The following is a 23,546-nucleotide window of genomic DNA, read 5'->3' as shown; positions in this document are numbered from 1 at the left end:
ATTATACTATAAATTCAACTTTGCAACAGAACCGGATAACGACTATTTAATTAATCAAAAAGTGTTCGATGCATTTTATAAAGCGTTAAAAGGAAAACAAGTTCTTGTTTATTTTGGACTATTTAAAGACGCAAGAAAGAAATTAAAAAATGGAGAATTAGATTACTTAAAAGAAGTTGATCCGACCGAATATATTTATCAAATTTTTTATACTTGGAATAAAAAAGAGTATTTAGCGAGTGAAATTTTTGATTTAACAGAAAGTGAAGAACAAGAAATCAATCATCAAATGATTGATGAAATTGAAGAAGAAAAATAAATTTTCTTAAACGTTAGCAAAAAGCTAGCGTTTTTTTGAAAGAAATTGCCCCTGCAGGAACTAAAAAGTTGATAAATTTTTAAGCTATTTTATGCCAATTTTTAATTTGCATATAGATGGGCAGTGTCTAAAAAATTCGACACTGGTTAAGCAAAAAATTTTGTTTTGTCTTTCTGATTTTTAAATTTAGTTCATATTTGTCTTTTAAGAGCCATTAAATAAATAATATATAAAACACCCCTAAATGCTCTAAAAAGTATCTCAAAATTGCAAATAAGGGTACTATAATTTTTATTAACAATGACTATTTTGGAAATAAAAATAAGAAATTAAAGTAAAAAGTGAAGAAAAGAATAACCTATTTTTTAACAATGTATGTTTTACTTTTTGAAATATTACAAACAAAATAGGATTTTGCATGAGCATAAGGAAATCCAGTACCACCTTAAGTGGTATTCAGCATAGCTGAAGGATTATCTTATGCTCGCCTTGATTACATGCTCTTTTTAAAATTATTATAAACGCTGATATAACAATACTTATAGTTAATATTAAATAAGAATTGATCGATACTATAACCTCTAATATTGCATACTATTTACAATTGTTACAAGACCACTTTAAATTGTCTGAATACTATTATTTTTGTTGATTTCATAGGCTTTAGTCGACGTCAATCCTATAAATAGGATTGATTTTTTTATCCAAATCCTATTACTTTTTAACCTGTTTATTATTCTATAAATATCTCTAAATGCTCTAAAAAAATATCTTAAAATTTCAAATAGTGGTTAGCTATATTTTTTACTTTGCAACAGAATCAGAATAAGCATATATATTCAGGGTATATAAGTAATAGGAGGCTGGTGTAGATGTTCAAAAATATATTATTACCCTATGATTTCGAAAATGATTTTAGTGCTATCCCTGACTATTTAGAAAAAGTCATCGATGAAGATTCAGTTGTTGTAATTTATCACGTTGTAACAGAAAATGATCTTGCAATTAGTGTCAAATATTATAATAAGCATAAAGAAGATATTATTAGAGAAAAAGAAAAAAAACTCACTCCATTTTTACGTGAATTAGAAAAAAGAGATATTCAATATAAAATAGATGTAGATTTTGGGCATATTAAAGATACAATCTTAGAAAAAATTACTTCTGGAGATATAAATAATGGTGAATTTGATTTAGTAATTATGAGTAATCATAGAGTCGATTTGAATATTAAACATGTTTTAGGAGATGTTACACATAAGATTGCTAAAAGAAGTTCTGTCCCAGTACTAATTGTTAAATAAACATAAGAAGTAAGAAATTTATTAATTCAAAAAGCCTAAATACTTTCTCACAAATCGAGAGAGTATTTAGGTTTTTTTTATTTTTTTATTAAAATTTTCTCGGCATAATAGCTTATATTATGATGTGATATGAGCACACCGAACTAATAAATGATAAGTAAAGTTTTTTCACTAATTTTCTTTTCTAAAAACATACTAAGATTAGCTATGAAGAAATCTATGACGATAGATTTTTTCATAGCTAATCTTAGTATGTTTTATTAGTTTTTCTTACTGATTACTAGCCATCATCTCTGCTTGTTCAACCACTTGATTGATTGCTATTGTTTCTAAGTCAGATGGATATCCGTATTTCTTCAATAATCTTTTTACTGATCTCCTCTTATTAACTCTACTACTTGATTTCTTATCACAATCTACAGTCATATTTTCTTTCACAATTTTTGTTAATTCATGGGCAATTGCTCTAAGATTTTTATCACCTATAACTTCTTTTTCTGTTTCATGTGAGATTAAAGTATCGTAAAAATCAATTTTGTCAGAATTTAACCCTAATTCTTTACCTCTTCCGTAACCACAGATTGTGACACAAGATGATTAATCTCTGCTTCAACTTTAGCAAGTGTCTTATATATTTTTCCTTCTTTTGATGGTTGTAACAATTTAACAAGTCCTGCTTTAACGGCTTTAAAGAAGACAATTTCATCATTGAGCTTTTGCGCTTTCGGTTCTGTATCACAAAGCGCAAAGGCTTTTCCTCATTCTGTGACCGTTTTAATAAAACGTTGACGTTCATCTTCACCTAAACTAATCACATAATCCATCGTATTTGAAATCGTATAATTATAATAACGTTCAGACTTTTTCTCTGAATTAAATTTAGATTAATCAAGATGATATAGCATATCTTGAATCACATTATTTAGAAAAAAAATAGAATAGTCTGTATCAAGTTAAAATACAACCACTAATCCAAAAGTTGAACTAGATTATTTTAACCCTTTCTTTATCATGTATTAGATTCTATTTTTTATATTATTTTTGTAATTCTATGTATAAACCTATTTATTTATAAAGCGCTCTAATACATACCTAAATATCTTCAACTTATAAACTACTTTTTATTTCAATGCCTTTTTCCAAACTTCTTTTATGAGATATTGTGGTTATTACCTAACTCTCACTATTAATGTTATTATTTTATTTATACATAGTAAATGTAACTGTAAGACATTCTCACCTAACATGTTTTGTTATTACCTGACATTTACAATTTACACATTTCGCTATTATTACGCAAATTATTTTTATTATATTTCATTAATGTTACTTAAAATTTTGATTTTATAATTATGATAACTATAATCTATTCTAATTAATCTCTCCTTTTAAGCGTAAAATAATCTACTTATAATTAAAGCATCCACTATTTCAAAATTATTTGTAAATTGATATTTATAAGTGATTTTTATACAGTTATTTAAAATCTATTTCATAATCAAAAATAATAAAGGGGTTAATAAAAATGAAAAAAGAAAAACGTTTAAATCTTATCTTAACTGTTATACAACAGAATCAGTTTAATAAAAAACAACAAATAGTGGATTACATGGCAAGACATTTTGGAGTTTACTATAGCTTGACAACTATTTCTCGTGACTTACAAGAATTAGAAATTTACAAAATCCCTGTTGAAAATAAAAAGTATATTTACAAGAAAATAAATCAAACAAATCAATTAAGTGCAAAAAAACAATTAGAAATATTTAGTGATGAGATTATTGAATTTATAACGCTAAATAACTATGTCTTAATAAAAACATCTCCTGGCTTTGCTCAAAGTATAAGTTATTACATAGATCAATTACAAATGAAAGAAATATTAGGAACTATTGGAGGTAACGATACTTTGATGATTTTGACTTCTTCAAATGAAATAGCAGAATTTGTTTGTTATCAATTATTCCCTTAAAAATTAAATGATTATATTAATAGGAATGATTACTAATACAAAAAAATGAGTAAAAAATCTTTTTGTTTGAATAAGATAAGGTTTTAACAATGAGATTTTTCAAATTATTCACTATTATATAGTACAAAATACATATTCATACAAAATTTTGCATTGAATAAATCTATATATGTGAAAACCCTCCCTAAACAATTGTGAATTAAATCACACGATGTTTTTTGAAAGCGTTTTATAATGTGAATGTAATAAAGCAAAGGAGGAATTTGAAATGGTACAAGGACCCATTCAAGTAAATAGTGAAATAGGCAAATTGAAAACTGTGTTGTTAAAAAGACCAGGAAAAGAATTAGAAAATTTAGTACCTGATCATTTAAGTGGTTTATTATTCGATGATATTCCCTACTTAAAAGTTGCACAAGAAGAGCATGACAAATTTGCTCAAACTTTGAGAGATGAAGGAATCGAAGTAGTTTATTTAGAAAAACTTGCAGCAGAATCTATTACTGAGCCAGAAGTACGCGAGAACTTCATAAACGATATATTAACAGAATCTAAAAAGACAATATTAGGTCATGAAACTGAAATTAAAGAATTCTTTTCAAAGTTATCTGACCAAGAACTTGTAAATAAAATCATGGCTGGCGTACGTAAAGAAGAAATTCAACTTGAAACAACTCATTTAGTAGAATATATGGATGATAGATATCCATTTTACTTAGATCCAATGCCCAACCTTTATTTTACAAGAGATCCCCAAGCTTCAATTGGTAGAGGAATGACAATTAACAGAATGTATTGGAGAGCACGACGTAGAGAATCTATTTTTATGACATATATACTGAAACATCATCCAAGATTTAAAGATAAAGATGTACCAGTATGGTTAGATCGTAACTCACCATTTAATATTGAAGGTGGAGATGAATTAGTATTATCGAAAGATGTTTTAGCTATTGGTATATCAGAACGTACATCAGCTCAAGCAATAGAAAAGTTAGCACGTAATATTTTCAAAGATGCAAACACAAGTTTTAAAAAAATCGTAGCTATTGAAATACCTAATACACGTACATTTATGCACCTAGATACAGTACTAACTATGATTGACTACGATAAGTTTACAGTACATGCAGCAATATTTAAAGAAGAAAATAATATGAATATATTTACCATAGAACAAAATGATGGTAAGGACGATATAAAAATTACTCGTTCTAGCAAGTTACGTGAAACACTTGCTGAAGTTTTAGAAGTAGAAAAAGTGGACTTTATTCCAACAGGTAATGGCGACGTTATTGATGGTGCACGTGAACAATGGAATGATGGCTCAAACACATTATGTATTCGACCAGGGGTTGTGGTGACATACGATCGCAACTATGTATCAAACCAACTTTTACGCGACAAAGGAATTAAAGTGATTGAAATTACTGGTAGTGAACTTGTACGTGGACGCGGAGGCCCAAGATGTATGAGTCAGCCGTTATTTAGAGAAGATATTTAAATTTGAAAGGTGGTAAAAGTCACAAGTAATTCATTCATTAAATCAAATAACAAGATTTTTACCACCTTTATTAGGGGAGATTAATATGGATGAAAATAAATTAGGTAAAACTTCCTTAATTGGTTTAGTCATAGGCTCTATGATAGGCGGTGGTGCATTCAATATCATCTCAGATATGGGTGGCCAAGCTGGTGGACTTGCAATAATTATCGGTTGGATAATAACTGCTATTGGTATGATTTCTCTTGCTTTCGTATTTCAAAATTTAACAAATGAGCGACCAGATCTTGATGGAGGAATTTATAGTTATGCTCAAACAGGGTTTGGAGATTTTATTGGTTTTTCAAGTGCTTGGGGATATTGGTTTGCAGCATTTCTAGGTAATGTGGCTTATGCAACCCTATTAATGTCAGCTGTGGGTAACTTTTTCCCTATATTTAAAGGAGGTAACACACTTCCAAGTATTATCATAGCATCAATTTTATTATGGGGTGTACATTTTTTAATACTTAGAGGTGTAGAAACTGCAGCGTTTATAAATAGTATTGTTACAGTAGCTAAATTAATACCTATATTTCTAGTTATTATATGCATGATAGTTGTATTCAACTTCAGTACTTTTAAATCCGGTTTTTATGGTATGACTAGTGGAAGTGTTGGCGTTTTTAGTTGGGGAGATACAATGGCACAAGTAAAAAGTACTATGTTAGTAACTGTATGGGTATTCACAGGGATTGAAGGAGCCGTTGTCTTTTCTGGACGTGCAAAGTCTAAAAAAGATGTAGGAACTGCTACCGTTATTGGTTTGATTTCTGTGCTAGTCATTTATTTCTTAATGACTGTACTAGCCCAAGGTGTCATTCAGCAGAACCAAATTTCAAAACTTGCTAATCCATCAATGGCACAAGTATTAGAACATATTGTAGGTCATTGGGGTTCAGTGTTAGTTAATATAGGCTTAATTATCTCTGTTTTAGGAGCTTGGTTAGGATGGACATTACTAGCTGGTGAATTACCATTCATTGTAGCTAAAGATGGACTTTTCCCGAAATGGTTTGCTAAAGAAAATAAGAATAAAGCTCCGGTCAACGCTTTAATTATTACTAATATATTAGTTCAGTTATTTTTAATTAGTATGTTGTTTACAGATAGTGCCTATCAGTTTGCGTTTTCACTTGCATCAAGTGCAATCTTAATTCCATATACACTCAGTGCTTTTTACCAGGTTAAATATACTATTCAAAATAAATCTAAAGCTAATTTAAAACAATGGATAATAGGAATTATTGCATCTATTTACACAATTTGGTTGGTTTATGCAGCTGGATTAGATTATTTACTATTAACGATGTTGTTATATATACCTGGATTACTCGTATACAGCTACGTACAAAGGGATAATAACAAACATTTGACAAAATTGGATTATACGTTATTCATATTCATCATTGTACTTGCAATAATAGGAATAGTTCGTTTGATTACAGGTAATATTTCTGTATTTTAAGTTATGATTTAAACTAAGTAATTTTTAAGGGGTTTATAGTTATGTATGAAGAAAATATTTATATTAAAAATTCAGAATATGAATTTGATAATAATCTTAAACAATTAGCATCATACTTAAATATTCCTGTTAGTATTGTTAGACCTTATAAAGAGGATTTAATACTTTATCAATATAAAAAAGGACAAGTCATATATCATTCAACTGATCAAATAAAATTTGTATACTTTTTAGTAAATGGTTGTATTTTACATGAATCTTCTAATATTACTGGTGACAATTATTTAAGATTAAGTAAAGACGAAAATATATTTCCAATGAACTTCATATTTAATGAAACCCCTGCACCATATGAAATATGTACAGCTTTGACAGATTGTAAAATATTAACTTTACCGAAAGATTTACTTGAGTATTTATGTAGAAAGCATAATGAAATATTTGAAAGTCTCTTCAAGAAACTTAATGAGACTATTCAATTTCAAGTAGAATATATTATGGCGTTAAGAGCTAATTCAGCTAAAGAAAGAATTGAAAGAATACTACAAATTTTATGCCTTTCAATTGGGGATGATAATGGAGAATTCTATGAATTAAAACAAATTATGACTGTTCAATTAATAAGTAATTTATCTGGACTTAACAGAAAAACTACTGGTGAAATAATCAGAGAATTAAAAATAGAAAATATTATATATCAAGATAAAAGAAATTGGATTATAAAAAAATAACATGAATAAAATATTAATTGAAAAGGAGATATTCAAAATGAAAAATTTAAGAAATAGAAACTTTTTAACTTTGTTAGACTTCACACAAAAAGAAATGGAATTTTTACTTAATTTATCTGAAGATCTTAAACGCGCAAAATATGCAGGAATAGAACAACAAAAAATGAAAGGTAAAAATATCGCTCTACTTTTTGAAAAAGATTCAACACGCACTCGATGTGCATTTGAAACAGCGGCTTATGATCAAGGTGCACATGTAACATACCTTGGGCCAACAGGTTCTCAAATGGGTAAAAAAGAGTCTACCAAAGATACTGCTCGTGTTTTAGGTGGAATGTATGATGGCATAGAATATCGTGGATTCTCACAAAGAGTAGTTGAGGATTTGGCAAAATATTCTGGCGTTCCCGTATGGAATGGTTTAACAGATGAAGATCATCCTACACAAGTACTTGCTGATTTTTTAACAGCTAAAGAAGTATTGAAAAAACCATATAATGAAATTAACTTCACATATGTTGGAGATGGACGTAATAACGTTGCAAATGCCTTAATGCAAGGAGCAGCAATCATGGGCATGACTTTCCATCTTGTATGTCCTAAAGAACTAAATCCAACTGATGAATTATTAAATCGTTGTAATGATATAGCTGACAAAAACGGTGGTGAAATCCTTATAACTGACGATATTGATGAAGGTGTCAAAGGATCTGATGTAATTTACACAGATGTTTGGGTATCTATGGGTGAACCTGATGAAGTTTGGGAAAAACGTATCAAATTATTAGAACCATACCGTGTAACTAAAGAATTAATGAAAAAAACAGGTAATCCACATACAATTTTTGAACATTGCTTACCATCATTCCATGATACTGAAACAATAATCGGTAAACAAATTCAAGAAAAATATGGTCTAACTGAAATGGAAGTAACAAATGAAGTATTTGAAAGTGAACAATCAGTTGTTTTCCAAGAAGCAGAAAATAGAGCACATACAATAAAAGCAGTCATGGTAGCAACATTAGGAGAGTAAATGAAAGGAGGATATAAATATGTCTAAAATCGTCGTAGCTTTGGGTGGTAACGCTTTAGGACAATCGCCTAAAGAACAATTAGATTTATTAAAAAGTACATCTAAATCTCTAGTAAGTTTAATCGATAAAGGATACGAAATTGTAATTAGTCATGGTAATGGTCCACAAGTTGGAAGTATTAACTTAGGTTTAAATTATGCGGCGGAACACAAACAAGGTCCTCCTTTTCCTTTCCCTGAATGTGGTGCTATGAGTCAAGCTTATATTGGCTATCAGATGCAAGAAAGTTTACAAAACGAACTTCATTCAATGGGCATAGATAAAGAAGTTGTTACGCTAGTAACACAAGTTCAAGTTGCAAGCGATGATTCTGCTTTCAATAACCCTACTAAACCAATTGGATTATTTTATACAAAAGAGCAGGCTGATAAATTTACGAAAGAAAAAGGTTATACTTTTGTAGAAGATTCTGGACGCGGCTATCGTCGCGTTGTCCCTTCCCCACAACCTATAAGTATAGTTGAGTTAGATAGTATAGAAACATTAATCACTCATGGAACACTAGTTATCGCTGCCGGCGGTGGTGGAATTCCAGTAATTAAGGAAAATGAAGTTTATACAGGTGTTGATGCAGTTATTGATAAAGATAAAACGAGTGCTTTATTAGCAGCACATTTACAATCTGATCAATTAATCATATTAACTGCTGTGGACCATGTTTACATTAACTATGGAAAAGAAAACCAAAGAGGTCTCGATGAAGTGTCTGTGGATGAAATGAAAAAACATATCTCTGATGGTCAATTTGCTAAAGGAAGTATGCTCCCAAAAGTTGAAGCTGCACTTCAATTTCTTGAAAAAAATACTAAAGGCAGTGTTTTGATTACATCTCTAGCAGGATTAGGGGACGCTTTAGACGGTAAAATAGGAACATTAATTAAGAATTGAAATTATAATACTTTAGTTCAATTACCTTTATAAACAAAAGAGCCTATAATCCTAGGGCACTGAACCCTTAAAACGGGAACTTAATAAAAACACCATGTTCTAGGCTATTAATTCTCTGTATTTTACAGAGGATAAGTAGCCTAGTTTTTGTTGAATTCGATTATTATTATAGTTTTTAATGTACTTTTCGACAATATCTATTACAATATGATTAGAGCGATTAAGCTCATTATTGATGTAAAAAGTTTCAGACTTTAGCGAGGAATGGAAACTTTCTATCGGGGCGTTATCGGCAGGTGTTCCCTTTCGGGACATACTTCTGATAATGCCTTTTTCTTCGCACAATTGATAATAAGCATAAGATGTATAAACGCTGCCTTGATCACTATGTAATATACAACTCTCAGGTATATCGATTTGATTTAATGTATCATTAACTAAACTTTGGTCTTGTTTATCATCTATTTTATACGCCACAATTTCTCCGTTATAAATATCCATTATCGAAGATAAATACAACATAGAATGACCAAATGGTAAATAAGTAATATCGGTTGTTAATACTTCCATTGGACAACTCGCTTTAAATTGTCTTTGTAATAAATTGTCCGTTTTATAATACGGTTTACCTATTCTTGTCGTCTTTTTAGGTCTAACTCGGCAGTTTAAATGATGCTTCTGCATTATTCTCTGTACTCTCTTATGATTAATTGGTGATGTATAACATTGATTAATCAATGCTGTAATCTTACGATAACCGTAGGTATATTGTTTACCAACATGTTGTAAAAATCTATAACTTTCCCCATTTCGATACCATCGCCACCAAGTTTTCACTTGTGTTCTATTTCTAATATTTAATTCTTTCATAATTTCTTTTTTTGAAAATCCTGCTGCTTTCATTTCAACTGCTTTATACTTTGTTTCTACTGAATAAGAAACTCTTTTCATAGAAAAAAACGCCTCCGTATGATTCATTTTAATATGAATTCAACGAAAGTGTTTTTATATAATTCCCACTAATTGGGGTCAGTCTACATTATTGCTTGGCTTTCGTTTAATTTTATACTTATTTAATAGTTTAATACCTACTGTACAGAATAAACAGTACAGTTATGACGTGCTTTTCGTTGTGATTCTATTATATGTATAGTATTTGAACTTAAAGGGGGGGCTTTGAGGATTTATAGGTTTGACAGTTTTGAACTTAAGGCAAAATATGCGATACCCTGTATAAGCGATGTTTCTTCATTTAGACATAAGTTTTTCAAGTTTTAACTCAATATATATTTAAAATTTCTTTTGATTAGTAGATTTTATTATCAACTTCAATCATCTTACTAAAACACTCAATTTTTTCTTAAAGAAGATTTAGCGATAACTCTATTTGCTTCTGCTACTTTTTCAATTATCTTTTTCATATCTTCAATATTTTCATTGTTTAACTGATTACTTACTTTGTCCAATTCTAAAGCTAACTTTCCGAGACTGCTTCTTTGCTCACTTTCATAATAGTTATCATTAACGTCACATTCAATAAAATAATTTATAATATCTTGAGTATCCTTAATACTAACTTCTATATTTAACATTTGCTTACATCCACTTATTCAAAATTATTTTGTATCTTATATTTTTTAATTTTATTAGTGAGTAATGAAAAATCAAATTTTCTAATTTTCTGATTTACATTAATTTCAGATATCTTCTCAACTAATTTCTTATCAAACAAATTACCTATAATAGTATTTACTGCTTTTATTTTACTATCATATGGTTCACTATAATAATATTTATCGGTTTCGTATTTTATCGTTGAAAGTGGTTCTTTAATATTATCCTCATAACAAATTATGATTAAATTAATAGCATTTGAAAGCTGTAAAGCCACTTCATTATACTGTTTTCTTTGCCTATTAATATTTAAATTACCTTTATTCGTTACGCCCTGCAATTGATTACCTTCATTAATTACTTTAAACGGGTTAAATAAAGGTAATTTATCTTGATTTGATAATTTTAGTAAATCTTCAGCAATATGATAACCACAATTAAACGTACCTAAAACTTTTTTAGAATTACCTTTTAAGCTGTATGAAAAACAGTAATAGCTATCTGTCAGTATGCCGCCTTCACCGTCTTTCTTTTGACCTTCTAATAATTTTAAATGTGATATAGGTGTCACATCATATTTCGCATGAAATTTAAGTCTATTTTCATGACCTCTTAAATTCATACTTAAAAACCCCTTTATTTAAATTTGATACATTATTATTAATTAATCTGATTTTCACTCTTCATCTACTTACTCATATTTTTTACCATCACTTATGATACGCTTCTGCGTATCATTTAACGATGCGGTTTTGTTTTTTTACTTTCATTTAACTTAATAAACATCTTAACTTCCACACTATATATTTATGATTTTAATTTATGTTACAATTTATTTAAAATTATAAAAGAGGAAGTATATCGTTGAAATTTAGATATGATGATTTTCAAAATTTTTACACCTTATTAGATCAAGAGCCAAGTGAAATAGACGAATTTAAAATTAATATGGATTTTGTAAATCCGTTCGCTTTGATTTTACCTGCTTCATTTATTTATGAGCAAGGAATTAATGTTCATAAAATTGCTAAAAATCCATTTAAAAATAGTGTAAACTCATATGCTGAACATATGAATTTTTTTGAATGGCTTAATGGTTTAGAAGGAACTACTATAAACATAAAAGATAATTATTATCCAATACTAAGACAAGACTTAAAAAATTACATTAGAAATCGAAATAACGTAGTAGAAATTACTGCTAAAAATATCTCAGACATAGTCAGTGACGATGAAACCTTAACTGAATTATTAAATTACGCTCTATCTGAAATACTTAGAAATATACCCGAGCACTCAGAATGCTCTAAAAGTTGGATATGCGTTCAAAAATGGGATCATATAGATTACTTTGAAATAGAAGCAGCAATTGTCGATTACGGTGTGGGCATTGTAACAAATACTAAAAAAAAATACCCAACGAAAAGTGATGAAGAGTTACTACAAAAAGTTATGACTCCTGGATTCACTACTTCTGATTATGAAATAAGAAGCTATGAAAGTGATTATTATCAAAATAGTGGATTCGGTTTATATATTGTTTCAAATATTTGTAAAAATCTTAATGGTGAATTTGTTATTTTATCGAACAATTTGTTGTATGAACTTACACCTCAAAACAAAAATTTCACACAAAATAGATTTAATTTTCCGGGTACTGCAATTAAAATGAAATTTCAAATTCCTAAAGTCAATCTAAATACAAAGGAGCTTATTGACAATATAGTAGCAGAAGGAGAAAAAATTGCTCAGCAAAAAGATGATACTAAAAAAGTTGCGTCCAAAAGATCTAAATCGTTAAAATTATGATTTAAATCGAATCAACTTATATTAATCAGATTTATTTTTAATAGTTAAATTTATTTATTAATTTAACTTACTAAATAGCAGTGTTAATACTATTTAATATTGAGTGTATTACGATTAATAACATTTAGCTTCCCTATATTGTAAAGTAATCTTATATTTATCAATTTCCGTTTTCCGATGTGATAGTACTTCCTTTTTCAGTTACTAATACATTCATATTTAATGACTTATTCATTGATAAAAAGTAAAATAACATCTATTTAATATAAAAATTATGAATATTTTTAATTATGCCTAATACATACTCGTATAGATATTAATAAGATAGATAATACCATATCATTTCTTGTTAATTTTTGATTAATTAACTAAGGGGGTAATATCAATGTTTAAATTTAAAAATAACGAAATGCAGTTAATTAAATCAGTGGTTCAATTTTTTAATATGGCTTCTGAACATTTAAAATTTGAAGAAGAAATATTAATTAACTCAAACAGAATGATAAGTGCACCTTTTGTTACTAGTAGAATGAGGATTGAAATAAAGGAAGATTTTAATAAGGTAATTAAACAGTATGGTACATATGCTGGTTCCGTATTAATACTTAATCGATTATTTGACGCTTTATACGATTTTTTAAAGTATAAATACCATAAAGAACTGCTCAACGAACAATTTGACGAGATTAAAGAGGAAATTATATCGCGTTTTATTAAAAATGAACGTGTTACCTCTTATTTGAAATACTGTCTATACAAAGATGATTTAATTCAAATAAGTGAAAAAGAAAGTAAAAATTTGAATGTAGCTAAAGCCTTTGGTACACATTCAAGACCATTAAAAAAGCGCTTTAATTTAAAACCTATTGAAAATAAGATGGAATCGATTGAAGCAAAACTAAAACAGTTAGAACATGTTAATAAAAACATCGATGAAATATATAATAAATATGAAAGTGTCAAATTAAGCAAACTTACTGAATATTTAGCCGATTCTAGTCGATTCAATCCAAATAAAAAGTCTTTTAAAGATATCAAATTTAAGCGAAAGGATATTATGAAAAGCTATTATGCATCTATGAAAAGTTACTCTGATTCTAAATCTCAAATTGAATTACCTACTGAAAAAGAGTTGAATAAAGATGTTTCTAATTTATTGAAGCACGTTAAGAAAGAAAAAGATCATAATTTTAATGAATCTTTTTATACATTCAATGACACATTGTTAATCATTACTTATTGTATGATAAACCGTACGGTACCTACCAATAATTATTGGCTATTATTAAAACATAGCCAACATGTCTTATCTCAATTCTATTTGCCAGAAAAATTAACAAAACATACACCATCAGATAAAATAATTGATATATTACTTACTTCTAATATAGATAAAAACAACATTAATAAAGATTTTTCTGAGGTAGTAGAACTACTCTCAGACTTTATTCCTAAACACTTAATCATGATGAAAGACGATTGTATTAGGGATTTAAATAAATTTTCACCTGAAGATTATAAATATGACAGTAATTTAGTATTTCATTTTGAAATCAATCCATCTTACTATCCCTTACATCAAGTTTTCAAAGATTTTTACATATATTACTTTAAAGGCTTCAACGATTTGAGAACACTTACAAACTATATTCGGAATCTTGTAAAAACGAAAATGTTTAGTAGTTACACTAAAAACAAACATTTCGACATATTTAAATTCAACGATTCCTTATATAATACAATTGAGGGATTTAAATTCAAAGATATAGAAACTGCTAACAACATTAACACGCCTAAATCTCTACATTATTCTCAGCAGAGGAATTTATCTAATAGTCTGGAATCCATAAGGTATATACATTCCAACAGTACATTCTCTTTATTCGACGACATTAATTTCTTGGATATCTATCAACTAAAAATAATAAGTTCTCGTCAAAAATAGGTAATGTGTAACTTTTTTATTATCATTGCAATTGACTGTTATATCAGTAAAAAGGATTCCAAATTTCACGTAATATTACCTATATACTTTTCTTAGCGCAAACACTTCTTCAACGTAGTGTTTGCGCTATTTGTTTCTCTTCTTTTCTTAAACTAACAATGTGAAAAATTAAATCGTCATATGACTAGCTTCGTTATATGATTTGAACATAGAACGACAGTGAATTACATCATCGTAAATTTTAAAAGCTTTGAAAGCTATGAAAGGAAGTTGAAATAAAGTGAGAAAAAAGTCTTATAAGCAAAATATGCTATATGAAGCTGCAAAGACTCTTACTAAGTATATCCAGCCAAATGTAGAGTACGAGTTTAATGATTTAAAGATTGAAATACTGAAGACACCTGAATTTGAAAATATTCAAATTCCAACTAACGACCAAAGAGAAGCTGGACGTCGTTATAGTTATTGGGTAAAAAAGTGTCCAGATGCAAATGTTATTATACACAATCGTAAGTCAAATGGACACTTAGTTTACCGTAAAACAGGGCCAACTCTATACAATAACAGCAACCCTTCGAAAGGAGGTGATTGCTAATGAGTTACACATTGTTTGAAATTGGCCCATTTGCTTTAGATTCCTTCGGTTGGAAAGAAACGATACCACCTAAAAAAGATGGTGACAGTGAAAAAGTGGTTAGAATGGCTAGCCCTATTATTGTTAATGCAAGATTTTCTGATCCAATTACTGGTGTTGAAAAGTTGATTATTACTAACAACAATTGTAAAAAAGACATTTTTGAGTCTGATATCTTAACAACACGAAACTTACCTTCTTTAATTAAATATGGCTACAGTGTTAACGAGAAGTATATTAGATCATTGAGTTATGCCTTGCAATTGATGCGAGATAGATTACCACTTTCTGAATTATATGAGGGTGTAGGTATACTAGAGACACCTTTTGGCTACTTGATATCGCTAGATAAAGTTCTCAAATCTATTCAATTTAATCAGTCCTCACCTTCATACCCTATTGTAGATAGTGCTTATGACTTAACTCCTAAAGGTACATTTGATAATTGGTTTAACATGTATATTGACGAGGTTAAAGGTCATCTTCTTTTAGAATTGGCAGTCATATTTGGGATTTCTGCCTTAGTGACAAGTTTTCTGAAGCATAAACATGAAATCGAATTTGCAGGAATTCTCTTTAGTTTTACAGGTCAATCCTCAACCGGTAAGTCAACCGCAGCTGCTTTAGCTGTATCAGTCGCTGGTAACCCTACTAAAGGTAATGAAACTCTTTTTAGAAGTTGGAATGCCACACGTAACGCACTTGAAGGTTATTTGAGTAACAATTATGGCGTTCCTATAGTATTTGATGAGCTTTCATCTACGACACTTAGAGATACCACGGGTTTGTTATATTCCATCGCTGAAGGTCAAGGTCGTCAACGTTCAAACGTTCATGGAGAAGTTAAAACGCCTAAGAATTGGGGTACTTCTGTCATTTCAACATCAGAATACAGTATTTTTAATGATTCAGCTCAAAACGATGGATTACGTGTAAGAACCATCGAGATTAATGAACAATTCACTACAAATGCGACCAATGCTGACAATATTAAAAAAGCTGTAGCACTAAACTATGGTCATGTTTTACCGTTAGTAGCTAAATATCTTATAAATCGTGAAGATGAAGTTATTCAATAGTTTTACAAGGAAGTAGATTGGTTTGAAGCTAAATTGAAAGATGAAACAAACAATACAGGTATTCGTATGTTTAAGCGTTATGCAGTCATTACAACATCTGCGAAAATATTAGGTCGTGTTTTATCTACAGATATTGATATCGCTAATATAAGAGACTACTTTATTGATTATCATACTCATACAGTCTCTGAACGCTCATTAGCTGATAAAGCTATTGATGTCATCATTCAATTTGTGGCACAAAACAGAGGTAAGTTTTCAGATGAAGGTGCTTTGAAAAATATGTTTGAGAACTATGGATTAATCTCATTAAAAGATGACCATATCGAAGTAAAAATGATTGCGAACGTTTTTAAACAGATGCTAAACAATCATCAATTTCAAGATGTTAATAATGTTGTCAACGCCTTAAGAGATAAAGGTTTCATATTAGCTGACCGTGGACGCCAAACAACTAAAAGAAGTGTCAAAGATAATAGCGGTAAAAAACAATCACTTGTATTTTACCATCTAAAATTAGATGTAGAGTTTGCATCTATCCTCGGATTAACTAAAGATAAGTCGTTACTTCAAAATTGGACACCGTCAAATGATAACAAAGCTGCGAAAGAACTTTTTAAATCCGCTAATGAAGGTATAGGCCTTTCAGGAGTTCACGAAGATTTCTAATTGTCTTTATCATACAACTGTGAAGCATCAAACTGAATAATCGACGTATTGAAGATAGAACAAATAACGGAGTGAAAAACATGGATGAACTTATCGAGATATTAGCCGATTTGGTAATTGAAGAAATCAATCAAACGAATGACTAATATGGACGCCCAACATCTCATTGATGTTGGGCTTATATATCAATTCATCCATAAATATATATTATCACTGTGAAAGGAGGAGCCGATATGAAACAAGTCATAGGCTATTTACGTCAAAGTACGATGAAACAACAATCTCTTGCAGCACAGAAACAAGCTATCGAAGCAATAACCGAAAAACATCATATTCAACATATCAACTTTTATAGCGACAAACAATCAGGACGCAAAGATAATCGTAGTGGGTATCGACAAATAACACAATTAATTCAACAAGGACAGTGTGACATATTATGCTGTTATCGTCTTAATAGGTTGCATCGTAATTTGAAAAATGCATTAAAACTCATCAAATTATGTCAAACATATCGTGTTCATATCTTAAGTGTGCATGATGGTTATTTTGATATGGATCAAGCTTTCGACCGATTCAAGCTTAATATTTTTATCAGCTTGGCCGAACTTGAATCAGATAACATTGGAGAACAAGTCAGAAATGGGCTTCAAGAAAAAGCAAAGCAAGGTCGATTGATTACAACCCATGCGCCCTTTGGTTACGAATATCACAACGGAACATTCATCATCAATCAAAATGAGTCACCAACGGTAAAGGCTGTATTCAATTATTACATTAAAGGTCATGGTTATAAGAAAATTGCACAGTTATTAGAAGAAGATAACACGTATATCAATCGACAACCCTATCAAGTTCGTAACATTATTATCAATCCTAATTATTGTGGTCGTGTCAACAATCAATATGGTCAATTCGACAATATGTTTCCTTCTATTGTTTCCACAAGTATATATGAGCAAGCGCAGAGACTTCGATTGCAAAAACAAACCAAACAGACACCTTCGGATAATCAACTCAAACAAAAAATCAAATGCCCATGTTGTAATGCAACACTTACAAATATGACCATTAGAAAAAAGAATCATACATTACGTTACTACGTCTGTCCTAAAAACATGAATGCTTCACGCTTTGTCTGTGATTTTAAAGGCATCAATGCACAAACACTTGAAGATAAAGTATTAGAAGTGTGCCGAGACTTTTATCAAAATCAACGCATCTACACAAAAATTAAAAGTGCGATTGACAAACGCATCAAAAGACAAAGAAACATAGAAAAACATCACACATTGACTCAAAAACAACTGATAGAAAAGTTGGCACAAGGCATCATTGATGCAGAAACGTTCAGAGAACAAACGCAATCATTACGTCAACAACCGCAACGCACTACATCTATCAATGGGCATCAAATACAAAACACCATTCAAAATATTATTCAAAAACGTTTCACGTTAAACATGCTGTATCCCTACATTGATGAAATTCTTATCACAAAAAGTAAAACACTAATGGGTATCTATTTCAAAAATGAACCCTTAAACATCGTCAATCAAACAACGCAATCGTCAATTGCATAAATGAAGAAAGGATGAAACATAATGCAACAACTTAAAACAAAACGTGTCGGTATCTATGTACGTGTTTCAACAGAAATGCAAAGCACAGAAGGTTATAGTATCGACGGACAAATCAATCAAATCAAAGAATACTGTGACTTCCATCATTTTGAAGTTAAAGATATATACGCTGACCGTGGTATTTCAGGTAAATCTATGAATCGACCTGAGCTCCAACGTATATTGAAGGATGCGAAAGATGGCTATATCGACTGTGTTATGGTCTACAAAACAAACCGATTAGCTCGTAATACATCTGATCTTCTCAAAATTGTCGAAGATTTACACAAACAAAATGTCGAATTTTTCAGTTTGTCAGAGCGTATGGAAGTCAATACTTCTTCTGGTAAACTCATGTTACAAATACTTGCGAGTTTCTCAGAATTCGAACGTAATAACATTGTCGAGAATGTATTTATGGGTCAAACGAGACGTGCCCAAGAAGGCTATTATCAAGGTAACTTGCCGCTGGGCTATGACAAAATACCTAATAGTAAACATGAACTGATGATTAATCAACATGAAGCTAATATTGTGAAATATATATTCGAGTCCTATGCCAAAGGACATGGCTATCGTAAAATAGCCAATGCATTAAATCACAAAGGCTATGTCACTAAAAAGGGTAAACCTTTTAGTATTAGTTCTATCACATATATATTAGCTAACCCATTCTATATCGGCAAAATTCAATTTGCGAAATACAAAGATTGGAGTGAAAAACGTCGTAAAGGGCTGAATGATAAACCAGTGATAGCTGAAGGTAAGCATTCCCCCATTATTAATCAAGATTTATGGGATAAAGTACAAATGCGTAAAAAACAAGTCAGTCAAAAACCCCAAGTCCATGGCAAAGGAACGAATCTGCTTACAGGCATTATTCACTGTCCTCAATGTGGCGCACCTATGGCAGCAAGCAATACCACGAATACACTTAAAGACGGGACCAAGAAACGTATTCGTTACTATTCATGTAGTAATTTTCGGAACAAGGGTTCCAAAGTATGTTCGGCAAACAGTGTAAGAGCTAATGTGATTGAAGATTATGTGATGAAGCAAATACTCGAAATAGTCAAAAGTGATAAAATCATTGAACGTGTTGTAGCACGTGTTAACCAAGAAAATCAAGTTGATTGTGCGTCACTTCATCACGATATCGCTTATAAGCAACAACAATATGATGAAGTACAAATCAAACTAAATAACTTGATTAAAACCATCGAGGATAATCCGGACTTAACATCAGTAATCAGACCAAGTATTCAAAAATATGAAAAGCAACTCAATGACATTACGTATCAAATCAACCAACTCAAAAATCAACAAAATGAAGATAAGACTTTATTTGATGCCAAAGAAATCAGTAAACTATTACAACACATCTTTCATGATATTAAGCACATAGAAAAATCTCGACTCAAAGCATTGTATCTATCAGTGATTGATCGCATTGATATTAAAAAAGATGGTAATCATAAAAAACAATTCTATGTCACACTCAAACTTAATAACGAAATCATTAAACAACTTTTCAATAATAAACAACTCGACGAAGTGCATCTCAGCACTTCGTCTTTATTTTTGCCCCAAACACTATATCTTACTATTTAGCTAATAGAATCATTGTTATAACAATAATTTTCACTATATTCTTTCGCTTATTTTATCTAACTATTTTCAAGAATTGCTCTTTATCAATTTCAATAACACTTATCTAATGAAACAGTTATTGTCGTAATTTTTTCATAACTATACGATGCTTATATTGAAATTGCTAAAGAACATCCCACAATGATTTTTTACCGGGAATTGAATGGGATTTGCTTACTCGATGAAGCAGAAGGATTGTGCATGCACAATCCCAAAATCCCGTTATTCTTTATTAATAAATAATATATATAAGGAAGTAGTGACCCAACACGATCATATTAATACTTATAAAATAATGAGTTGATTGTTCGTCAAAATGAGTGGGATTACGGGATTTCCTTGTTACACCAACATTTATCACGGGTTTTTGATTGGAATTTCCTCATATTATCAACGGGATCCGTAATAAATGACAAATCAAATATATATTATCTCAATGATGTATATGAACTACATCACTATCACACTATCTAGGAGGCAATGATATGAAAACAACTACTCAAGAACTCAAACAATATATAACTCGTCTATTCCAACTATCAAACGAAGAATCATGGGAATGTGAAGTACTAGATGAAGTAGCAGAAAATATTCTACCCCCACGCTTTGTTGATGGTTCCCCCCTTACTCATCTCACACTCGAAACCTACACTTACTACAACAATGAACTACATGACCTAAGTATCTACCCATTTCTTATGTATGCCAACAACCAACTTATCAGTGTCGGGTACTTAAACCATTTTGATATGGACTTTCTATACCTCACAGATACTAAAAATACGATTATCGATGAACGTCATTTACTAAAACAAGGAGAGAATGACCATGAATAATTGGATCAAAGTCGCACAAATATCTGTTATAGTCATTAACGAAGTGATTGACATCATGAAAGAAAAGCAAAATGGAGGAAAATAGTATGCAAATCAATCGATATATCACAAGAGGCATTAGTGAACACTTATCTCTAGACCTTCAAATCTTACTTTGGAACATGGTAAAAGAACGGGACAATCAACCTCATACAGATTACCTACACATTTTTAGACTGCAAGAAGATGAGAATATACTCTCAATCACACATGAACAAGAACAACCTGCATACAAATTGGAATATCACTATACAAACTATGAAAAAAATCAAAACGCATTACCTAAGAAAGTCTACGTCATTCGTGAAGATGACGTGGACACTTTTTATTATGTAATGCTTTTGCCAGAAGAATATTAAAAGGAGTAACAAATATGAATACAATCAAAAGTACGATACACACAGAAGCCATTTTTAGCGATGATGAACAACACCGATACTTACTCAAGAAAACTTGGGATGAAAAGAAATCCGCATGTACAGTAATAACGATGTACCCCCATTTAGATGGTGTATTATCACTCGACCTCACAACTGTTCTTATCCTCAACCAATTAGCGAATTCTGAACAATATGGCACTGTATATCTTGTAAATCTATTTTCGAATATTAAAACACCCGAAAATCTTAAACATATCAAAGAACCATACGATGAGCATACAGACATTCACTTGATGAAAGCGATAAGCGAAAGTGACACAGTCATTCTAGCCTATGGCGCCTATGCGAAGCGGCCTGTTGTCGTTAAACGTGTTGAGCAAGTGATGGAATTGTTAAAACCACATAAAAAGAAAGTGAAACGACTCATTAATCCAGCCACCAATGAAATCATGCATCCACTTAACCCTAAAGCACGTCAAAAATGGACTTTGAAATAAAGGAGGATTATCTATGAACCATGAAACCACGCAATCAGACTGGCGAACGGTTGCTAATTGCTTAGCATCGCAAAATAATATTTCAATTGTAAAAGGACTAGTACATCATTTCGCAGCAATTAAAGATGAGGAAATACTTGATAGCATCTATGATGATTTTATGAATGATGATTCTATAACAACGGTACTTAACAATGATTTACATGCAATTATTAACCAATATCTATTAAAATGAATATCATACTACTTACAATAAAAATAGAGCATCCTTCACTTAGCGGTGAGGGATGCTCTATTATTTATTTTTTATTGTTACTATTGACGTATTTATTCTTAATATAAACAAATATGAGAATTTTATAGATTTCATAGTAAGAGTAATAAATCGAGAATAATAAGAAAATGAGAATTAATATGTGATGAATTGTTAAAAAAAGTGTTCACAGTGATGATGACTTATTCGTTATTTATATTTATAATGCAAATATATATGAAAATTTTGGGAGTGGAATTATGAAACTAAGAGCATTAGAATATAGTGATTTACTTTTTGTTCATGAATTAAATAATGAATATTCTATTATGTCTTATTGGTTTGAAGAGCCTTATGAATCCTTAACGGAACTTCAACATTTATTTGATAAGCATTTATTAGATGAATCGGAAAGACGTTTTATTGTTGAAGATGAAAATCAAGTCGTAGGTATTGTTGAATTAGTAGAAATTAATTACATCCATCGTAATTGTGAAATACAAATAATTATTAAACCTGAGTTCAGTGGTAAAGGTTATGCAAAATTCGCATTCGAAAAAGCGATAATTTATGCATTCAATATTTTAAATATGCACAAGATCTATCTATATGTTGATGCAGATAACAAAAAAGCTATTCATATATACGAGTCACAAGGATTTAAAACAGAAGGATTACTCAAAGAGCAATTCTACACTAAAGGTAAATATAAAGATGCCTATTTTATGTCATTATTGAAATCTGAATATATTTTGTAGTATAAAAGATAACTCATATATTCATTTAGGTAGGTTCAAACCTGAATTACTTCTAATAAAATTAAAACGGACTTCTCGCGAATGTCTGTAAGAGGAATAAATTCTTGATAAAATCTACGAGGATTTTATGGATGATGACGCTGTAACAACGGTACTTAATAACGATTTGCAAACAATTATTAATGATTATCTATCAGAATGAAGCTTATATTAATTTCAACAAAAATAGAGCATCCTTCACTTTGCGGTAAGGGATGCTCTATTAATTTATTTTTTCATTTAAAAATATTAGTTAATAACCTTTTCAACGACTCTTTTTGTTGCTTTTCCATCATCTAATAAACAGAATTTATTATAAAATAATTCGTATCTCTCTTTATAATTATTATTTATAACCTCAATATTTTTGGTTCTGTTGCAAAGTTGAATTTATAGTATA

Annotated in this window: 22 protein-coding genes and 2 pseudogenes; 19 read left to right on the top strand and 5 right to left on the bottom strand. The window is 30.1% G+C overall.

Going from position 1 to position 23,546, the window contains the following annotated elements; all coding sequences use genetic code 11:
• Together HMPREF2576_RS03450 and HMPREF2576_RS03445 are read left to right on the top strand one after the other, a co-directional pair.
• A partial coding sequence (locus tag HMPREF2576_RS03450; RefSeq protein WP_239683016.1) for a replication initiation protein occupies window positions 1-319 on the top strand: 319 nt, incomplete at its 5' end.
• Between the two features lie 872 nt (window positions 320-1,191).
• Window positions 1,192-1,623: a universal stress protein gene (locus HMPREF2576_RS03445; RefSeq protein ID WP_000475804.1), complete on the top strand. Its 432-nt coding sequence runs from the start codon at window positions 1,192-1,194 to the stop codon at window positions 1,621-1,623.
• 270 nt (window positions 1,624-1,893) lie between these two features.
• Here the strand turns inward: HMPREF2576_RS03445 and HMPREF2576_RS12425 are convergent.
• Window positions 1,894-2,576, bottom strand: a pseudogene (locus HMPREF2576_RS12425) (type I restriction enzyme endonuclease domain-containing protein); the annotation flags it as partial.
• A 572-nt stretch (window positions 2,577-3,148) separates the two neighbouring features.
• Between HMPREF2576_RS12425 and HMPREF2576_RS03440 the strand changes: the two are divergent.
• The 6 genes from HMPREF2576_RS03440 to arcC all read left to right on the top strand — a co-directional run bounded on the left by HMPREF2576_RS03440 (window position 3,149) and on the right by arcC (window position 9,322).
• Window positions 3,149-3,595, top strand: a complete 447-nt coding sequence (locus tag HMPREF2576_RS03440; RefSeq protein WP_000711815.1) for an arginine repressor — start codon at window positions 3,149-3,151, stop codon at window positions 3,593-3,595.
• A 268-nt stretch (window positions 3,596-3,863) separates the two neighbouring features.
• Window positions 3,864-5,099: an arginine deiminase gene (arcA, locus tag HMPREF2576_RS03435; RefSeq protein WP_000249804.1), complete on the top strand. Its 1,236-nt coding sequence runs from the start codon at window positions 3,864-3,866 to the stop codon at window positions 5,097-5,099.
• 85 nt (window positions 5,100-5,184) lie between these two features.
• The gene (gene arcD / locus HMPREF2576_RS03430) at window positions 5,185-6,606 is read left to right on the top strand and encodes an arginine-ornithine antiporter (protein ID WP_000344142.1); all 1,422 of its coding nucleotides are present in this window, start codon (window positions 5,185-5,187) and stop codon (window positions 6,604-6,606) included.
• A 41-nt stretch (window positions 6,607-6,647) separates the two neighbouring features.
• Window positions 6,648-7,337, top strand: a complete 690-nt coding sequence (locus HMPREF2576_RS03425) for a Crp/Fnr family transcriptional regulator (RefSeq protein WP_070856298.1) — start codon at window positions 6,648-6,650, stop codon at window positions 7,335-7,337.
• A gap of 37 nt (window positions 7,338-7,374) precedes the next feature.
• Window positions 7,375-8,373: an ornithine carbamoyltransferase gene (gene argF / locus HMPREF2576_RS03420; protein ID WP_000793596.1), complete on the top strand. Its 999-nt coding sequence runs from the start codon at window positions 7,375-7,377 to the stop codon at window positions 8,371-8,373.
• A 19-nt stretch (window positions 8,374-8,392) separates the two neighbouring features.
• On the top strand, window positions 8,393-9,322 hold the full coding sequence (gene arcC / locus HMPREF2576_RS03415; protein WP_000036756.1) for a carbamate kinase: 930 nt from the start codon (window positions 8,393-8,395) through the stop codon (window positions 9,320-9,322).
• Between the two features lie 99 nt (window positions 9,323-9,421).
• On the opposite strand, the gene HMPREF2576_RS03410 is transcribed toward arcC, so the two are convergent.
• The 3 genes from HMPREF2576_RS03410 to HMPREF2576_RS03400 form a co-directional block, all read right to left on the bottom strand.
• On the bottom strand, window positions 9,422-10,273 hold the full coding sequence (locus HMPREF2576_RS03410) for an IS3 family transposase (protein WP_000832687.1): 852 nt from the start codon (window positions 10,271-10,273) through the stop codon (window positions 9,422-9,424).
• Window positions 10,274-10,671: 398 nt separating this feature from the next.
• Complete coding sequence (locus HMPREF2576_RS03405; protein WP_000931963.1) at window positions 10,672-10,914, bottom strand: hypothetical protein; 243 nt, start codon at window positions 10,912-10,914, stop codon at window positions 10,672-10,674.
• A 14-nt stretch (window positions 10,915-10,928) separates the two neighbouring features.
• Window positions 10,929-11,558: a hypothetical protein gene (locus tag HMPREF2576_RS03400; protein WP_001053439.1), complete on the bottom strand. Its 630-nt coding sequence runs from the start codon at window positions 11,556-11,558 to the stop codon at window positions 10,929-10,931.
• A 242-nt stretch (window positions 11,559-11,800) separates the two neighbouring features.
• Between HMPREF2576_RS03400 and HMPREF2576_RS03395 the strand changes: the two genes are divergently transcribed.
• From HMPREF2576_RS03395 to HMPREF2576_RS03345, 11 genes and pseudogenes are all read left to right on the top strand, one after another.
• A complete protein-coding gene (locus tag HMPREF2576_RS03395; RefSeq protein ID WP_048520175.1) occupies window positions 11,801-12,745 on the top strand; it encodes an ATP-binding protein in 945 nt (314 codons plus the stop codon).
• 385 nt (window positions 12,746-13,130) lie between these two features.
• Window positions 13,131-14,690, top strand: coding sequence for a hypothetical protein (locus tag HMPREF2576_RS03390; RefSeq protein WP_031790038.1), 1,560 nt, complete (start codon window positions 13,131-13,133; stop codon window positions 14,688-14,690).
• Window positions 14,691-14,970: 280 nt separating this feature from the next.
• Entirely contained in the window at window positions 14,971-15,285 is a 315-nt protein-coding gene (ssb, locus tag HMPREF2576_RS03385; RefSeq protein WP_001573626.1) for a cassette chromosome ssDNA-binding protein, read from the top strand.
• Window positions 15,285-17,072 (top strand): annotated as a pseudogene (gene cch1, locus HMPREF2576_RS03380) (cassette chromosome replicative helicase). The gene ssb and the pseudogene cch1 overlap by 1 nt, the downstream one beginning before the upstream one ends.
• Window positions 17,073-17,305: 233 nt before the next feature.
• Window positions 17,306-18,655 (top strand): cassette chromosome recombinase CcrA, encoded by a 1,350-nt coding sequence (gene ccrA, locus HMPREF2576_RS03375; RefSeq protein WP_000815654.1) that lies wholly within the window; start codon window positions 17,306-17,308, stop codon window positions 18,653-18,655.
• A 21-nt stretch (window positions 18,656-18,676) separates the two neighbouring features.
• Window positions 18,677-20,305: a cassette chromosome recombinase CcrB gene (gene ccrB / locus HMPREF2576_RS03370; protein WP_001186600.1), complete on the top strand. Its 1,629-nt coding sequence runs from the start codon at window positions 18,677-18,679 to the stop codon at window positions 20,303-20,305.
• Window positions 20,306-20,829: 524 nt separating this feature from the next.
• Complete coding sequence (locus HMPREF2576_RS03365) at window positions 20,830-21,180, top strand: SAUGI family uracil-DNA glycosylase inhibitor (protein ID WP_000859152.1); 351 nt, start codon at window positions 20,830-20,832, stop codon at window positions 21,178-21,180.
• Between the two features lie 86 nt (window positions 21,181-21,266).
• Entirely contained in the window at window positions 21,267-21,578 is a 312-nt protein-coding gene (locus HMPREF2576_RS03360; RefSeq protein ID WP_001166717.1) for a DUF960 family protein, read from the top strand.
• 14 nt (window positions 21,579-21,592) lie between these two features.
• Complete coding sequence (locus HMPREF2576_RS03355) at window positions 21,593-22,096, top strand: DUF1643 domain-containing protein (protein WP_001092191.1); 504 nt, start codon at window positions 21,593-21,595, stop codon at window positions 22,094-22,096.
• Between the two features lie 13 nt (window positions 22,097-22,109).
• Complete coding sequence (locus HMPREF2576_RS03350) at window positions 22,110-22,331, top strand: hypothetical protein (RefSeq protein WP_070856296.1); 222 nt, start codon at window positions 22,110-22,112, stop codon at window positions 22,329-22,331.
• Window positions 22,332-22,609: 278 nt separating this feature from the next.
• Window positions 22,610-23,107 carry a GNAT family N-acetyltransferase gene (locus HMPREF2576_RS03345; protein WP_000776433.1) on the top strand — a complete coding sequence of 166 codons (498 nt, stop codon included), beginning with the start codon at window positions 22,610-22,612 and terminating at the stop codon, window positions 23,105-23,107.
• A gap of 288 nt (window positions 23,108-23,395) precedes the next feature.
• Here HMPREF2576_RS03345 and HMPREF2576_RS12075 read toward each other — a convergent pair whose 3' ends face one another.
• Window positions 23,396-23,536, bottom strand: a complete 141-nt coding sequence (locus HMPREF2576_RS12075; RefSeq protein ID WP_256313856.1) for a CDP-glycerol glycerophosphotransferase family protein — start codon at window positions 23,534-23,536, stop codon at window positions 23,396-23,398.
• Window positions 23,537-23,546: the final 10 nt, after the last annotated feature.

The organism is Staphylococcus sp. HMSC063F05, assembly GCF_001837075.1.
GTDB lineage: Bacteria > Bacillota > Bacilli > Staphylococcales > Staphylococcaceae > Staphylococcus > Staphylococcus epidermidis.
The sequence above is the reverse complement of the archived record's forward strand: the minus strand, read 5'-3'. Positions and strand labels throughout refer to the sequence as shown.

Coding starts and splice junctions, on each gene's coding strand:
- HMPREF2576_RS03400 (WP_001053439.1), bottom strand. CDS start 11,558: ATGAATTTAAGAGGTCATGAAAATAGACTTAAATTTCATGCGAAATAT.
- HMPREF2576_RS03350 (WP_070856296.1), top strand. CDS start 22,110: ATGAACCATGAAACCACGCAATCAGACTGGCGAACGGTTGCTAATTGC.
- HMPREF2576_RS03355 (WP_001092191.1), top strand. CDS start 21,593: ATGAATACAATCAAAAGTACGATACACACAGAAGCCATTTTTAGCGAT.
- ccrA (WP_000815654.1), top strand. CDS start 17,306: ATGAAACAAGTCATAGGCTATTTACGTCAAAGTACGATGAAACAACAA.
- HMPREF2576_RS03405 (WP_000931963.1), bottom strand. CDS start 10,914: ATGTTAAATATAGAAGTTAGTATTAAGGATACTCAAGATATTATAAAT.
- HMPREF2576_RS03425 (WP_070856298.1), top strand. CDS start 6,648: ATGTATGAAGAAAATATTTATATTAAAAATTCAGAATATGAATTTGAT.
- HMPREF2576_RS03445 (WP_000475804.1), top strand. CDS start 1,192: ATGTTCAAAAATATATTATTACCCTATGATTTCGAAAATGATTTTAGT.
- argF (WP_000793596.1), top strand. CDS start 7,375: ATGAAAAATTTAAGAAATAGAAACTTTTTAACTTTGTTAGACTTCACA.
- HMPREF2576_RS03440 (WP_000711815.1), top strand. CDS start 3,149: ATGAAAAAAGAAAAACGTTTAAATCTTATCTTAACTGTTATACAACAG.
- HMPREF2576_RS03365 (WP_000859152.1), top strand. CDS start 20,830: ATGAAAACAACTACTCAAGAACTCAAACAATATATAACTCGTCTATTC.
- arcD (WP_000344142.1), top strand. CDS start 5,185: ATGGATGAAAATAAATTAGGTAAAACTTCCTTAATTGGTTTAGTCATA.
- ccrB (WP_001186600.1), top strand. CDS start 18,677: ATGCAACAACTTAAAACAAAACGTGTCGGTATCTATGTACGTGTTTCA.
- HMPREF2576_RS03410 (WP_000832687.1), bottom strand. CDS start 10,273: ATGAAAAGAGTTTCTTATTCAGTAGAAACAAAGTATAAAGCAGTTGAA.
- HMPREF2576_RS03360 (WP_001166717.1), top strand. CDS start 21,267: ATGCAAATCAATCGATATATCACAAGAGGCATTAGTGAACACTTATCT.
- HMPREF2576_RS03345 (WP_000776433.1), top strand. CDS start 22,610: ATGAAACTAAGAGCATTAGAATATAGTGATTTACTTTTTGTTCATGAA.
- HMPREF2576_RS03390 (WP_031790038.1), top strand. CDS start 13,131: ATGTTTAAATTTAAAAATAACGAAATGCAGTTAATTAAATCAGTGGTT.
- arcA (WP_000249804.1), top strand. CDS start 3,864: ATGGTACAAGGACCCATTCAAGTAAATAGTGAAATAGGCAAATTGAAA.
- arcC (WP_000036756.1), top strand. CDS start 8,393: ATGTCTAAAATCGTCGTAGCTTTGGGTGGTAACGCTTTAGGACAATCG.